17 protein-coding genes are annotated in these 13497 nt (G+C 55.0%); 2 read left to right on the forward strand and 15 right to left on the reverse strand.

Translation table 11 applies throughout. The annotated features are described in order from the left end of the window. Nucleotides 1–87 precede the first annotated feature (87 nt). The 4 genes from DIT71_RS07095 to DIT71_RS07110 form a co-directional block, all read right to left on the reverse strand. Nucleotides 88–609, reverse strand: a complete 522-nt coding sequence (locus tag DIT71_RS07095; protein WP_227537988.1) for a CAP domain-containing protein — start codon at nt 607–609, stop codon at nt 88–90. Between the two features lie 53 nt (nt 610–662). Then, a complete protein-coding gene (locus tag DIT71_RS07100; RefSeq protein ID WP_114612894.1) occupies nt 663–1055 on the reverse strand; it encodes a hypothetical protein in 393 nt (130 codons plus the stop codon). 601 nt (nt 1056–1656) lie between these two features. Further along, nucleotides 1657–2850 carry a CaiB/BaiF CoA transferase family protein gene (locus DIT71_RS07105; protein ID WP_114612520.1) on the reverse strand — a complete coding sequence of 398 codons (1194 nt, stop codon included), beginning with the start codon at nt 2848–2850 and terminating at the stop codon, nt 1657–1659. 25 nt (nt 2851–2875) lie between these two features. Then, nucleotides 2876–3214 (reverse strand): hypothetical protein, encoded by a 339-nt coding sequence (locus DIT71_RS07110; RefSeq protein WP_227537989.1) that lies wholly within the window; start codon nt 3212–3214, stop codon nt 2876–2878. Nucleotides 3215–3327: 113 nt separating this feature from the next. On the opposite strand from DIT71_RS07110, the gene DIT71_RS07115 reads away from it, so the two are divergent. Both DIT71_RS07115 and DIT71_RS07120 read left to right on the forward strand, forming a co-directional pair. After that, nucleotides 3328–3657 (forward strand): thioredoxin family protein, encoded by a 330-nt coding sequence (locus DIT71_RS07115; protein WP_114612521.1) that lies wholly within the window; start codon nt 3328–3330, stop codon nt 3655–3657. A gap of 258 nt (nt 3658–3915) precedes the next feature. Next, nucleotides 3916–5343: a diguanylate cyclase domain-containing protein gene (locus DIT71_RS07120; protein ID WP_114612522.1), complete on the forward strand. Its 1428-nt coding sequence runs from the start codon at nt 3916–3918 to the stop codon at nt 5341–5343. Between the two features lie 64 nt (nt 5344–5407). Here the strand turns inward: DIT71_RS07120 and DIT71_RS07125 are convergent, their stop codons facing one another. The 11 genes from DIT71_RS07125 to rho form a co-directional block, all read right to left on the reverse strand. Beyond that, nucleotides 5408–5869, reverse strand: coding sequence for a methyltransferase family protein (locus DIT71_RS07125; RefSeq protein WP_227538028.1), 462 nt, complete (start codon nt 5867–5869; stop codon nt 5408–5410). Further along, on the reverse strand, nt 5869–6099 hold the full coding sequence (locus DIT71_RS07130; protein WP_114612523.1) for a DUF2798 domain-containing protein: 231 nt from the start codon (nt 6097–6099) through the stop codon (nt 5869–5871). Before DIT71_RS07130 ends, DIT71_RS07125 begins: the two co-directional genes overlap by 1 nt. 77 nt (nt 6100–6176) lie before the next feature. Further along, a complete protein-coding gene (locus tag DIT71_RS07135; protein WP_114612524.1) occupies nt 6177–6923 on the reverse strand; it encodes an SDR family oxidoreductase in 747 nt (248 codons plus the stop codon). 114 nt (nt 6924–7037) lie between these two features. After that, entirely contained in the window at nt 7038–7394 is a 357-nt protein-coding gene (locus tag DIT71_RS07140; RefSeq protein WP_227537990.1) for a DUF1330 domain-containing protein, read from the reverse strand. A gap of 433 nt (nt 7395–7827) precedes the next feature. After that, the gene (locus DIT71_RS17995; RefSeq protein WP_199490967.1) at nt 7828–8118 is read right to left on the reverse strand and encodes a cupin domain-containing protein; all 291 of its coding nucleotides are present in this window, start codon (nt 8116–8118) and stop codon (nt 7828–7830) included. 9 nt (nt 8119–8127) lie between these two features. After that, entirely contained in the window at nt 8128–8361 is a 234-nt protein-coding gene (locus tag DIT71_RS18000; protein WP_199490968.1) for a hypothetical protein, read from the reverse strand. 270 nt (nt 8362–8631) lie between these two features. Beyond that, a complete protein-coding gene (locus DIT71_RS07150; protein ID WP_227537991.1) occupies nt 8632–9702 on the reverse strand; it encodes an alpha/beta fold hydrolase in 1071 nt (356 codons plus the stop codon). A gap of 180 nt (nt 9703–9882) precedes the next feature. Beyond that, nucleotides 9883–11097, reverse strand: a complete 1215-nt coding sequence (locus DIT71_RS07155) for a serine hydrolase domain-containing protein (protein ID WP_114612525.1) — start codon at nt 11095–11097, stop codon at nt 9883–9885. A 91-nt stretch (nt 11098–11188) separates the two neighbouring features. Continuing rightward, the gene (locus DIT71_RS07160) at nt 11189–11740 is read right to left on the reverse strand and encodes a glycine zipper domain-containing protein (protein ID WP_114612526.1); all 552 of its coding nucleotides are present in this window, start codon (nt 11738–11740) and stop codon (nt 11189–11191) included. 131 nt (nt 11741–11871) lie between these two features. Then, nucleotides 11872–12369 carry a nucleoside deaminase gene (locus tag DIT71_RS07165; RefSeq protein ID WP_199490969.1) on the reverse strand — a complete coding sequence of 166 codons (498 nt, stop codon included), beginning with the start codon at nt 12367–12369 and terminating at the stop codon, nt 11872–11874. A gap of 120 nt (nt 12370–12489) precedes the next feature. Next, nucleotides 12490–13467, reverse strand: coding sequence for a transcription termination factor Rho (gene rho, locus DIT71_RS07170; protein ID WP_114612527.1), 978 nt, complete (start codon nt 13465–13467; stop codon nt 12490–12492). Between the last annotated feature and the right edge of the window lie 30 nt (nt 13468–13497).

Consider the following 13497-nt stretch of genomic DNA (forward strand, 5'->3'; position numbering starts at 1 on the left):
TATCTCCATTCTGATGTGGTATTGGTATTACGCTTGAAAGCCTGTGTGTTTAATGTAACACGTGTGTGGAGCGGGCCGGAAACCTGGCTAGAGCGGTCGGGCAAACACCTGGGTCCAGAAAGGGGAGTGCGGCGAGCCCGGCGCCTCAACCCTCGCTGCGCCCATTTCGGTGAATTCGGCATTCATGATGTTGGCGCAGTGTCCCGGACTTGAAAGCCACCCCTCAATGACATGATCAACCGAGTTCTGGCCGCTCGCAATGTTTTCGCCCACCGCCGACCAGCTGTAACCTCTGTCACTCACCCGCCTGCCGGTCTGGACGCCGTCTGGACCGGTATGGCTGAAGAATTCCAGTTCCACCATGGCTTCCGCATGGGCGCGGGCAGCGTCTTCGAGCTTGCAGTTCCAGGCCAGGGGTGGCGCTGCCTCAAAGCTCCTGTCGCCGCATTGTCGGGGCTGGCTACGCGCTTCATTGACCTGATTCAGCAAAGCGCGATCGGTTTCGTCCATCTCGCAGACGTCGGCCACAGCAAGCCCGGAAAATCCGAGAAGAACCGGCAGGGCAACGGCGATTAAGGAGTGGCGTGATGGCCAAGTTATAACACACATAGGTTTACCTATCATCGACTCCGGTGCGGGCCGAATTTTCTGCTGCTGAAATTTCAGTTACGGTCCTTCAGAACCGTATAAATCCGGTATGCCGCCCCGTCCTCGCCCGGGTTCCTCACCACGTCCTCAAGCAGCTCAAGAACCCGTTTCTCATCGTTGCTTCGCAAACCGGGCCAATACACATAGGGCACCAGATCCGGATTCCTGATAAAGAAGAGGGCGGTCTCTTCCGGCTTGTCGGCCACGTCTCCCCGCAGGCCTACGGTGAAGCGATCGCCCTCGCTATCTCTCAAGGTCACCAGCAGTGAGTTGTCCTGCTCGATGAACCGGGTTTCCTCGACAGAAACAGGCTCGGAGAGACCGGGAACCGATGTTATGTAGTATTGAAAGCCGAGAAACGCCAACAGCACGACAATCAGTGTCGCCAGGGCAATGGACTTGATCATCAACAGGGTTCCGAATCGGTCAAAAAGGGGGTGTATGGTAACTCCGGCCACGGACGGATTCATCCCGAAACGGAGAGAATCCGGACTTTAGCCCGGAACTGACACTGGTTTCCGGGGCGGTTCTCTCGATCGTATTCACCAGGGTTTGAGCGCCAGCCAGAAGAAACCCGGACAATCCGAGAAGAACCAGCAGGGCAAGGGCATACGATAAACGGGGAAATAAGGACGTCATAGCGCACACCTGGTGCTGAACCTGTCCCGGTTTGTTATCAAAAAAACGGCCTGCGCGGGGAGCGAGGCCGGTGCAAAAAGGCGTTGCGGGTCCATAGCCATACTGCTAAAGAGGGGCCGTTAATAGCCCCAATCCTGAGCTTTGATCGCGCCTCATCTCTGCGGCGCATGATGTGACATCCTGTCCAGGCTGTTCCTTTGCCTCATCTGATCCCACAATAGGCTATTGGCTTTGTCCGGTCTGTTCGGTGGCGCACCAAGCGTAAAAACAGGGAGCTCAGCTATGGCCGGTAGCAGTCTCTCGGACACCGGATGGCAGGCAGGCATTCGGGGCGAGCGACGAACCATTTGCCCAGCAGCCCGGAATTTCTCAGCGAACGACGCCCGCGGTGCCTGAATCAATCAGAGCCTGAATCTCCTCCTGCGAATAACCGCAATCTGACAGCAGAGCTCTGGTGTGCTGCCCCAGAGCCGGAGCACCCCGTAGCTCCTGATCTTGTTCTTGCGAGAATTGCGACGGCGCACGGCTCTGGCGAATCGGTCCGGCTTGCGGGTGTTCGTAGTTCACCAGCAGGCCATTCGCCTTGACCTGGGGATGGGCCAGCACTTGGCTGCGGGTCAGGACCGGTGCGCAGGGCACCTGTTCTTTCTCAAGCCGCGCCAGCCAATGCTCCGCGGAATCTGTTCTGATTACCGACTGAATCAGGTCGAGCCTGGCGTCGATGTTTTCCTGCCGCAGCTCTGCGGTGAGAAACCTCGGATCCCCGGCCCATTCAGGCCGGTTGAGTGCGCGTATAATTGCCTGCCACTCGCGGTCACTCTGCACCGCAATCGTGATGTAGCCGGTAGTCGTCTCATAGATCAGGTCCTGGAAGCTCGCCGCCTCCTGTTGCGGAAGCTCCGCGCCTACAAAGGTCTGGCTGCCCATGTCCGAACTCCAGAGAAACGCGATGATGGCATCCAGCATGGATAATCTGACGTGCCGTGCCTCACCGGTGCGCTCGCGGGCAAAGAGGGCAGCGGTAATTGCCTGGGCTGCGGTAACACCGGTGAGCTTGTCCGGCAGGATGGTTCGGACCAGTTGCGGGCGATAACCGTCAGAGCCGGCCTGCACGGTGGCCAGGCCGGAAAGTCCCTGAATCAGCGGGTCATAAACCGGGCGCTGGGCATAGGGGCCGGAATCACCGAAACCGCTGATTGACACCATAATCAGGTTGGGTGCCACCTTGCGCAGTTCGTCCTCTCCCAGACCCATACGTTCGATAACCCCGGGCCGGAAATTCTGCACAAACACGTCGGCCGTCGCCACCAGCTTCAAAAGCGCTTCGCGGCCCTCCGGCTCTTTCAGGTTCAGTGCCACCGACTTCTTGTTGCGGTTGTTGTTCAGAAACAAAGCAGACATATCGCCCCGCCGGTTGGCCGCGGAACGGGTGAAGTCCCCACCCGCCGGATTCTCAACCTTGATCACCTCCGCGCCCTGATCCGCCAACATCATGGTCGCCAGAGGGCCGGATATCATCGCGGTCAGATCGATAATGCGAACGCCATCGAGAGGGCCGGTCATAGTAGTACTCCTGTTGTTGGAAAGATCAGTTGTTGGGCCTTTTGATCCGAAAATCGGGCGACGTTCCTGGCGAGGTTTTTCCAGGGCAGTTCAAACTCTTTATCGTTTTTTCCTTCAGCCAAATCGTCTCACCCTGATACGGGTGTTCTCTCCAGTTTTCCGTCACCTCGATACAAAAGCCGGGCAAATCAGGCAGACGTTTGATCAAGGTTCTTGGGTAGCCCTCGGGCTTCTCACCGATGATGGCAGAGTCCGAGTCTTTCACATTGAGGGCGGGTTGCGGCAGTGTGCAACCCATAAGGACCATGCCCACAAGCACGGTAAGAACGAGCTTCATCGGAGCAACCTTCTGATGTTTCGGCATACTAGTAATGCCCCCTTGAAATACCAGCCCCGCAGCCAAACTACCTATTAAGGGAAGCCGGCCCCCAAAAGTTGTCCATCACGGTTTCTACTGCCACTCACTGAGGAATCATAATGTCTTTTGACAACCACTATACGCCCGAATCCATAAGCCCGGAGGAGCTCGCCCATACCCAAGGCCCTTTGTTGATTGAATTCGGCACAAACTGGTGTGGATTCTGCCAGTCAGCGCAGCGACACATTGAGGCCGCCATGGAGCGCCATTCCGGGGTTGAACATGTAAAAGTGGAGGATGGAAAAGGTCGCCGGCTGGGCCGGACGCTTGGTGTGAAGTTGTGGCCGACTCTGATCTTTTTCAGGGATGGGCATGAAATCACCCGCCTTATCCGCCCTGATAACCGCGAGGATATCGAAACCGCACTGGCGCATATTCAAGATCGCTGAGTCAGACCGGGAAATCACGTAAGCGTAGCTCCGGGTAACACCCAGAGTGCACACGATCAGGGTCAGGTTTCTCGATACGCATCCAGGGCGGCAAAATTGTTCTCATGGTCTTTGCGGCCAATAACATCTGCAGCTACTCTGTTGTTGCTGAATCCCTTTGTCACGTAATCTGGACCAACGCATTGGCGTTCTTCTGATCCATGCCATTTGGATGAGAGAGCAAAGGCAACTCATGTTTTTTGGACTTTGGCTTTCGTAATGAACTATGGCGTGGATTTTCCGAAGCTCACGGACGCAAAGACTCATGCTCGGCAATATGTCTTAAACTCCCTGCTCTTCATACTCACGTTCTGGGCTCTGAATCAGGTGGCCTACCTGTTTACAGTGAACGAGGGCGTGAGTCTGTTCTACCCGCCTTCCGCCTATGCGATGTTTTTGATTTTTCTTTTGGGAGGGAAATATCTACCTGTTCATTTTTTGGCAATCTATCTGGGTGGCCTGCCTTATCGAGATATCTTTAATTATAACCTTGAGATGTTCATTCCGGATTTAAGGCAGTTTGTCATTTATGGTGTAGCCGGTCTGATACTAAGAAAAACAAACTCGCCGCAAAAGATCATCAATGCGAAGTTTTTTTACTCGGTAATGGTTGCCTCGCTTCTAACGGCGCTCGTATCGACTGTTATATTTTTGGTAGGCATAGGCTCAAATACCCTCTCCTTTTCGTCGCTTATTGATAGGTCATCCTCGTTTTTTGTCGGCAACCTCACGGGCGCTATCACTGCGATTCCTATATTTTTACTATTCTATCAATTCTGGAAGCATGGCTGGCAGGAGTTAATCTCATCGCTTTTGCAAAATATTTTAAAGCCGCAAAAAGTATTTGCGCTGCTAATTATTATTATATTGACTGCCCTGGTCATTCAGTTCGGGAAAATGGACGAGCAGTATTCAAGATATTACTACCTGATTTTAATCCCGGTCGTCTGGAGTACGGTTAAGTGGGGGCTTGGTAACGGACTGGTTTTCGCATTTATAGGTAACCTTTTTGCCCTGTCGCTATTCATTTTTTCAGGCTATTCGCACTACGGAATTTTCGAAGTGCAGATCATGTTTGCCATTTCCATAGTCACGGTCATATTGGTTGGTCTTGTTCAGGATGAAAGGGATATTTTCTACCACCGAGCTATGTACGATGACCTGACGGGTTTAGCGAATATGAGGATTTTCAGGGAGGTCTGCTTTACTTCCATCGCAAGAGCAAAAAGAAAGGGGCATAAAAGCTCCGTCCTGTTCATTGATGTTGATGGGTTTAAATCGGTAAATGATACCTTTGGCCACAAAGTGGGGGACGAAATATTGCACAAACTGGGGCAGGAAATAAAAGGCTGTGTGCGCGATTCAGATATTGTTGCCCGTTTTGGCGGTGATGAATTCGTAGTCTTTCTCGATGAGATTTCCGACGAGGAGGCCGCTGGGGTTTCTGAAAAAATAATCGAACAGCTGGCTTTCCTGTCCCGGATTCATACTGATGCCGTTGAACTTGGCGCCAGCATTGGTATTTCACTATATCCTCGAGATGGAACTGATATCGACACTTTGATACGTAAATCTGATGACGCGATGTACGTTGCAAAAAAAGACGGTAAGAATTCATATCGCATTTACGGCGATCATCACAGATAACAAGATTGACGAGTATATGGTGCCTTGGAGACTGGATATCCCTATGGGAGAGGTTACCGGCAATCTAGAGCCAGCGGCGAACCCGTTGCTCATAGGCGCGGAATTGGTCACCGAACAACGCCCGCAGGGCCCGTTCTTCAGGAGCAATCTGGAAGTGATTCATATACACCACAAAAAACACCACTCCGAGTAACCCCCAGCCAGACCCCAGGTACACCCCCCAGGCCAGCAACCAGAGCGCAAATCCCATATACATCGGGTTACGGGAATACCGGTAAATGCCGGAGCAGACCAGAGCTGAACTGGCCTCGGGCGTGCGTGGGTCTACCGTGGTTCTGGCACGCCGGAAAGCCACCAGGCCCGCTACCGGAAACAGTGCACCAACTACGAAAAGCACGCCAGCGGCAACTTTGCGGAGGGTATCGTCCAGCGGTACGGGTGAAGTCAGAGTAGCAATGCCCCACATGGCAGCACCGACGAACAGCACCAGAAGCAGGGGAGGTACGCGTTTTTCAAGCATGGGAATCAACCCTCTTCCTTCAAAACCAAGCTGACCAACTTGTGAACCACTGGCGACACTGCAATTATGGTGGGAAAGGCGACTGCAAACGCGAACAGCCAGGCATTCAGCCAGATGGAAAGGATATTGCTGACCCAACCCACGTTAAAAACACTGATTACCAGCGACATGATGCCGGACATCAGCAGTGACATAAAAAACGAAAATACGATTCTGTGATATTTGCGAGCAATCATTCTTTATCTCTTCACGACATTCGTGGGAGCTCAGCAAGGTTTTCTCAGGGTAGGGTCGCTGGCTTTCGTGCACCTGGTCACATCGCCCTTGCAAACAGCCCGAAGGGCAGGGCCTTCAGCACATAACTGAGCGGCGTCCACGGCCACCAGGGCACATACGCGCGGCGTTTTTCGGACTCGATGGCCTTCACCAATGCTTTCACGCCGGTTTCCAGGTCCACCCGGAAGGGCGCACTCTTCGTGTCTCGGTTGATGTCGGTGAGAATGTAGCCGGGCATGATGTTGCTGACGTTAATGGGTTTATCCTTGGTATCCAGTTGCAGGCCTTCGGCCAATGAAGCCACGGCGGCCTTGGTGGCAGCGTACACGTTAATCGGGCCGCGGAAACCGCGAACGCCGCTGACCGATGAGATCAGCACCAGATGTCCGCTGTTCTGTTCCCGGAAGATCTCCATGGCCGCCTCGCTCTGGGCAATGGCGGCGATAAAGTTGGTTTCTGCCGTCTGGCGGTTGGCCGTAAAGTGCCCGCGCCCAATGGGCTGGGAACTGCCGATGCCGGCGTTGACAACCACACGGTCAACACTGCCAAGCTCATCCCGGAAGCCGCGGAAAACCTCGAATACCTGTTCGTAGTCGCACACATCCAGGCTGCGGACCAGCACCCGAATATCGGGGTAGGCTTGCTGCAATTCCCGCTGCAGGGCCTCGAGTTTATCCGCCCTCCGCGCACAGAGCGCCAGATTACAGCCCTTGGCAGCCCATTCGCGGGCCATACCTTCACCGAGGCCGGTGCTGGCACCGGTAATCAGAATATTCTTTCGCATGGGTTGTACCTTGTGTGATTCAGGTTATTTGTGCCCGAGCTAGCATGATTGAGTGGTTTAGGAATGGGCCGAAAAGGCCCTGACCTGATACCCGCCTGATGCCGTGACAGGCTGCTACAAATCAGCCTCGCAACTGATCAGATCCAAGTTTGCTGCTTTGGTACGTAGAGGGACCAGGGCCTGGTACGCGGCGGAGTTGTGCCATTCAACCACCGACTCCATGTCCGGAAAGCGAATCACCACGGTATCGGTGTGAGGGTGTTGCCCGCTCAGCACTTTCGCCCGCGTGCCACGAAGTACAAGCTCGGCACCCCAGGGAGAAAGCGTGGAAGGTATTTTACCCCGGTATTCTTCCCATTTGGCTGGGTCTTTTACAGTGATTTGACCAATTACGTAGGCTGTCATTTTGTTCTCTAAGGCTCTCAGAGCAATCAGCAGTGTAGAGTAGTTCTCTTCCGCTTTCTCGGGCAAAAGGTTACAACTCCAGTACAAGGTTTCTGCCACCAAGAAAAAGTACCCAAGCCGTTAACGCAGCCCAGTGAATGATCACTGAAACCCAGATAGACCGGGGAAAGGACATAGGCGTAGCCATAGGTAACCCCCATAGCGCCTACGATAACCGGAAACCACGGCGGTGATTGGCGAATCCAGCCACTCGAACTGAAATAGATCGTCGCTGAAACCGACGTACATCGCTAAAATTGCGAACACTGACACCAGTGCCCAGGCCTTCAGCGGAGCCTCAAAAGGGGGGCCAGCAAACTCTGGCCGGGGTTGTTACCGAGGTATCTTCCAGGCTTTACTGAAATCATAGTGCTGCGGACTCACAAAATAGGTCTGTTCCGGTTTTAACACGACGCAGCCGTCGGGCACGGTCGGCTGAACCATACCCGACGGGCCTGCTTCAGCCACCGTTACGCTCTATACCGCATTCCGCATCCAGGGCGGCGTTCCTTTCCTCATTAACCGGAATGGTCAGCGCACCCTCGGCGGGCGCACCGAGGAGCACGGCAACCACCACGGTTTCCTCGTTGCGGCTCGGGTTGAGTGCCGTGTGGATGGTGTCGCCCGGATCCACCAGCGCATCCCCTGGGCCGTACTCGCGATCCACACAGTCTTCCGCGAAGATGAACACGAACTCGCCCTCGGTAACAGTGATAAGGACCGTGCCGGGGTGGGTGTGCCAGGGGAACACGGCTCCTGGCTAAATGGTGAACCGCACCACCGTGAGATGCGATGCATCGTCAAACGAGACAGCCTGTTCCGGCAGCCCCTCCAGGTCCTGGGTGATATTGATCGAGACATCACCGTCGAAGGCGTGCCGCTGGGTCAATGGCTCTGCCGCGATGGGCTTCGGTTCAGCTGCCTTGGCGGCGGCAGCTACAATCAAGGCCATGAGGGCCGCAGTAATTCCTGTTACTTTCAGCATACGCATCATAAAACATCTCCTGTTCACTCTTTTTGAAAACAAGCACACGCGTCGTTAGCTTCAGGGCGTCTGGTCGATTCGCCAATCGATGGTCACCTTCGTGCCGGCCTTGAGGGTTTTAAACACGACGCAACGGCGCTCCTCTGCTGACTTGGTTACGGGATCAGCATAGGTGGAGGCAGCCACCTGTTCATGAGGTGACTGTCCCGAATGGCGTGAATGAAATTGAGAAAAGCGGGACGAACGTCCCAAGGAACAAGCTGACCGATTTTCAGGAGATTACTCGATGCCGAAGCCGGCGTTACGGGCTTCAATTACCAGTTCGGGGCGAGTAGAGACGGCCAACTTCGCGCTGATATTGCTGACGTGGTTGCGCACGGTTTTCGGTGCCAGCGACAGCGCGCTGGCAATGGCCGCATTCGACTGACCTCGTGCAACGTGATTCAGCACGACCCGCTCGCGGCGGGTCAGTTCATGAAAACCCGCTGCCGCCGGCACGCCTTCGTGGGGTTCGTCGGCGAGGAACCGGCGCACCTCTTCGATGAACGTGCGCCACCCGGGGTCTCGGGGTTGCAGGATATGGTTCCGGCCCTCCAGCGGCAGAAACCGACAGCGAGGAATCCGCCCGGCCAGGTCCCGTCCGGCCTCGAACGGCACCATGGTGTCGCCCTTGACATGTGCCGCCAGGGTGGGACAACTCACCTGGGGAAGCAGATCGCGGATATCGATCTCGTGAAATCCGCGCCACAGCCGCGCCGCCATGGCCCTACCCGCCGTCAGGCGCTGCAGTTCGTCCCACCAGGTAATCTGATCCGCTGCATCAGAAGGCGACAGCAGGCGGGCGAACACCTCCCGAAAGGCGCCGGTTCTCCGGGCCCAGCCGACTTCGATCATGCGTGCCAGTGTCTCGGCCTCCTCCACGCGATAGCCAGCCATGCCCTCAGTAAAGGCCCCGTGCGCATAGGCATTGTAGAGCACCAGGTGCGTGACCCGTTCGGGGTGCCGCACCGCATAGAGCACCGCGATGGCCGCGCCCTGGCAGACGCCCAGGATCGGGAATCGCCGCCAGCCGAGACTGTCCACCACCGCCTCCACGTCGCGCACCCAGGCTTCCAATGTCTGCCCATTCACATCTCTGTCGGATAGGCCGGAACCACGAATGTCGAAGCGCGCCAGCGTGTGGTTGCGCGTCAATTCCCGCAGCCAGTGACTCCAAATCGGGCTGTCCAAATCATGTTCTATATGGGTCATCCAACCGCCCACGCGCAGCAGCGGTGTTCCCCGCCCGGCGGTTGCGTAAGCGATTCGCACATCATCCGTTGTGGTGCAGAAACCGATCCGCTGTCTCATACCTGTAGCTCAATGCTTGTCTACTCGAGGCCCAACGAGGCTCTAGATAAACCTGATTGAAACTTCATCAGTTGAAGCATAGCCCTTATCTTCAGCAGACACAGCCATCCAGAACCTTGTTCTGAACGTCATGGTTGTATGAACCAGAAAGCTCCCACTCGCTCATCGCATTGGGAATCTCTAAATCAACGCCCCATGAACAATAGCCCGCAATTCCTGACGGACCGGGTAGGTCGATGAGGGGATCAGTTGCGTCATGAAGATCACCACCATCTCCTCCACAGGATCAATAAAAAAGTTGGTACTCGCCAGGCCACCCCAACCATACTCGCCGACCGATCCGTTGATCTGGGATTTGGCGACGTCAGTCTTTATCGAAAAGCCCAGACCGAAGCCACTTCCGGCATAGGGTGTTTCGCTGAACGCGCCGACAGAGAGGCCAGGCAGGTCCTGATTGCCGGGCAGATGATTGCGACGCATGAATTCCAGAGTCTTTCGGCCAATGATCCGCCGCCCGCCAAACTCGCCGCCCTGACAGAGTGCCTGGGCAAAGTGGAAATAATCGTCAATGGTGGAAACCAGCCCGCCGCCGCCGGATGTTAACCTCGCTCTGTCCCGGAAAGGGGATGTCTGCGGATCGTCCTGCAGCTTGAACTGATCGACAGGATCGTACTGATAGCAGGCGGCGAAACGCTCAAGCTGATCGTCACGAACATGGAAGCCGGTGTCGGGCATGGCCAATGGTTCAAAGATGTGCTCGCGCAGGTACTCATCAAATGGCTTATCAGCCAGCAACTGCACCAGATACCCCAGCACATCCGTGCTGACCGAATAGTTCCAGGCGGTACCCGGTGAGAACTCCAGCGGCAGTTCTGCCAGGTGACCGACGAACGCCTCCAGTGTCATATCCCGGCTGCCATCCAGTTTCAGCTCCCGGTAGGCGGCGTCAACGTTGGTGCGGTTCATGAACCCGTAGGTCAGGCCTGACATATGGGTAAACAGGTCGCGAATGGTCATGGTGCTGGCTGCAGGTGTGGTCAGGAAATTGGGGTAGACACCGCTTTTGTAGACCCGCAGGTTTTTCCAGTCCGGAATATACTTGTGTACGGGATCATCCAGCAAAAACCGCCCCTGCTCATAGAGCTGCATCATGGCGACAGACGTAATCGGCTTGGTCATGGAATAAATGCGGAAAACCGTATCCCGGCAGACCGGCTTGTTGCGCTCCACATCCATCAGCCCCTGAGCTTTCAGATAGGCAATTTCTCCACGCCGGGCCACCAGAGTCAGCGTGCCGGGCAATTTACCCGGCTGGATATAGCGGCGGTCAAGATGGTCTTCGATGTGAGTAAGGTGGTCTGGCGCAAGGCCGATAACCTGTTTGGATTCCGTCATAGTGATTACAACTCCAGCACAAGATTTCTGCCACCAAGAAAAGTACCCAAACCGTTATCGCAGACCGCTGGAAGTTAAAGGCCTCTGGCTCTCAGGATACGAGTCTGATGGGTTTTGTAGGATCGAAGTCAAGCCAGTGACTGTCCTCAATTTTGCCGTCTGCTTCCTCGACGTCCTCGCCTCCGTGATCGCGAATCAGCTCCGCTACCTTATCCTTTTGCTCACGACTGAGCTCTGCGGCGACGTGTAGCCCCGATTTTCGGTCAGTCACCGGCCCCTGTTCTTTGGCGGTATCTGCGTCGTATTCTGGCTTATCGTCTGTTTTGGTAACGGCCCCGGTTAACGATCCGGCATACGCGCCGACCCCAGCGCCGATAAAGGAACCGACCGTCCCGCCGGTGGATCCGATGGCAGCTCCCGCCGCCGCACCCGCGCCGGCGCCGATCCACGCGCCTTTGCCTGCTTCTGACGCGCCGGGAGAATGATTCTCATCGCCGCCGAAAGGCAGATTGTGGTGCTGTCCTTCAGGATTGACAAAAAAGACCGACACCTTCTTTTTTGAAATCCCTGCGTGCTGGAGCGCTTGAGTGAGCTCCTCAGCTTTGTCTTGGTCCTCTAAACGACCAGCAATTATAAGAGCCATAAGCAATCCTCGGTTTTGCTAGTATAAATATTTGTTGATTTTTCACCGTTAAAGGTAGCAGAAGCTAAATAGATTGCTTTTTCAAAGAAGCTAGTCGTGGCCTCCTCAAGGATGTCTAGAGCCTTTTGCGATCAGTACGGCGGCAGATCATGCTTTTTTAGCCAGGCCTGAAAAGGCGCCGCCGAGTTCTCGAGTTCGATCTGGGTCAATCCCAATTGTTCGGGCCTGACGGCGTGAGTCTGACCGTAAAGTTGCTCTGCGATATTGCCGTCGGCGAAGCCGGCACGATTTGCCGTTTCTTGAGGCGCGGCAAACACAGTTCGGGGAATACGAGCCCAGTGAGTGGCAGCCAGACACATCGGGCAGGGCTCGCAGCTTGCGTACAGGGTAGCTTCCGGCATATGCGCGCTCCTCAGCATCCTGCCTGCCATGCGTATTGCCGCTACCTCAGCGTGGGCGGTAGGGTCGCAATCCAGCTTTGCCCGGTTACCAGCCCTGGCAATAACATTGCCATTGTGAACAACCAAAGCGCCAAAAGGGGCTCCGCCTTCGTCGACCGATTCTATGGCCAGTTGAATGGCTTGCTGGAGAAACGCTTTGTCAGTGTCGTCGGTCAGGGGATAGCTCACGTTCTGCCTCTCCTCATTGTTGGATTTTGCTTGCGGACGGTCATCACGAAGTAAATCAGTCCCGCTTTTTCGGGTTTTCCAGTTTCAGGGCCGGCGCGGGTGTGACCCCGCAGCAGGGATTCAATCGATGGGCGTGCCGGGGATGTTTTTCAGAAGCTCGGCATTTGTGGGGTATTTTTCAAGCAGCTCAACCAGCTTTTTTGTGCCCTCTAGCGGTTTGAGGCCGCCAAGCGCCCGGCGCAACGCTCTTATTTTGTCTAAATCTTTCGGATCCAATAACAGCTCCTCACGGCGTGTACTGCTTTTCGAAATGTCCAGCGCGGGGAATATTCGCTGATTCGCAACGTCTCTTGATAAAACCAGCTCCATGTTCCCCGTGCCCTTGAATTCCTCAAATATAACCTGGTCCATACGGCTGCCGGTATCAACCAGAACAGTTGCCAGAATGGTAAGCGAGCCGCCATTCTCAAGGTTTCGAGCAGAGCCAAACAACCTCCGCGGGATTTCCATCGCGCGAGCATCAACCCCGCCAGACATAGTACGACCGCTGCTCTTTCGCTCCGCATTGTGCACACGCGCAAGCCTGGTGAGAGAATCAATCACAATCATGACGTTGTGACCCTCGCCAGCCTGTTGGCGGGCGATATCAAGAAGCTCATCGGCAACGCGAGCGTGATGAGCATAGCTTTCATCCGAAGAAGAAGCGTGTACCTCAGCCGGAACGCTACGCCTGAAATCAGTGACCTCTTCAGGCCGCTCATCAATCAATAACGCGTAAAGTTTAATGTCGGGATAAGCCTTTCCCACCGCCTGGCAAATATCTTTTAAAATCGTCGATTTTCCAGACCCCGGCGGTGCAACTATCAAACCACGCTGCCCCATTCCAATCGGCGTGATCAAATCCATCGCGCGCACCGTGAGTTTTTCTGAACCTGACTCCAGGCGAATCCCCGGCGCTGGATTGATAACCACACCGTTTAGAAAACGTTTTTGTGGATCAGCCTCACCTTCAACCTCAACCATAGCTTCGGCTTCCTCAGCCCCTGGTTTGGCGTCTTTAATTGGCTTCCGGGTTAAACCTAATGTCTTTCTCGTCATGGGTATTTGATAGCTCTTGTTTGATAGGTA

This window comes from Marinobacter vulgaris, assembly GCF_003344045.1.
Classification (GTDB): Bacteria; Pseudomonadota; Gammaproteobacteria; order Pseudomonadales; family Oleiphilaceae; genus Marinobacter; species Marinobacter vulgaris.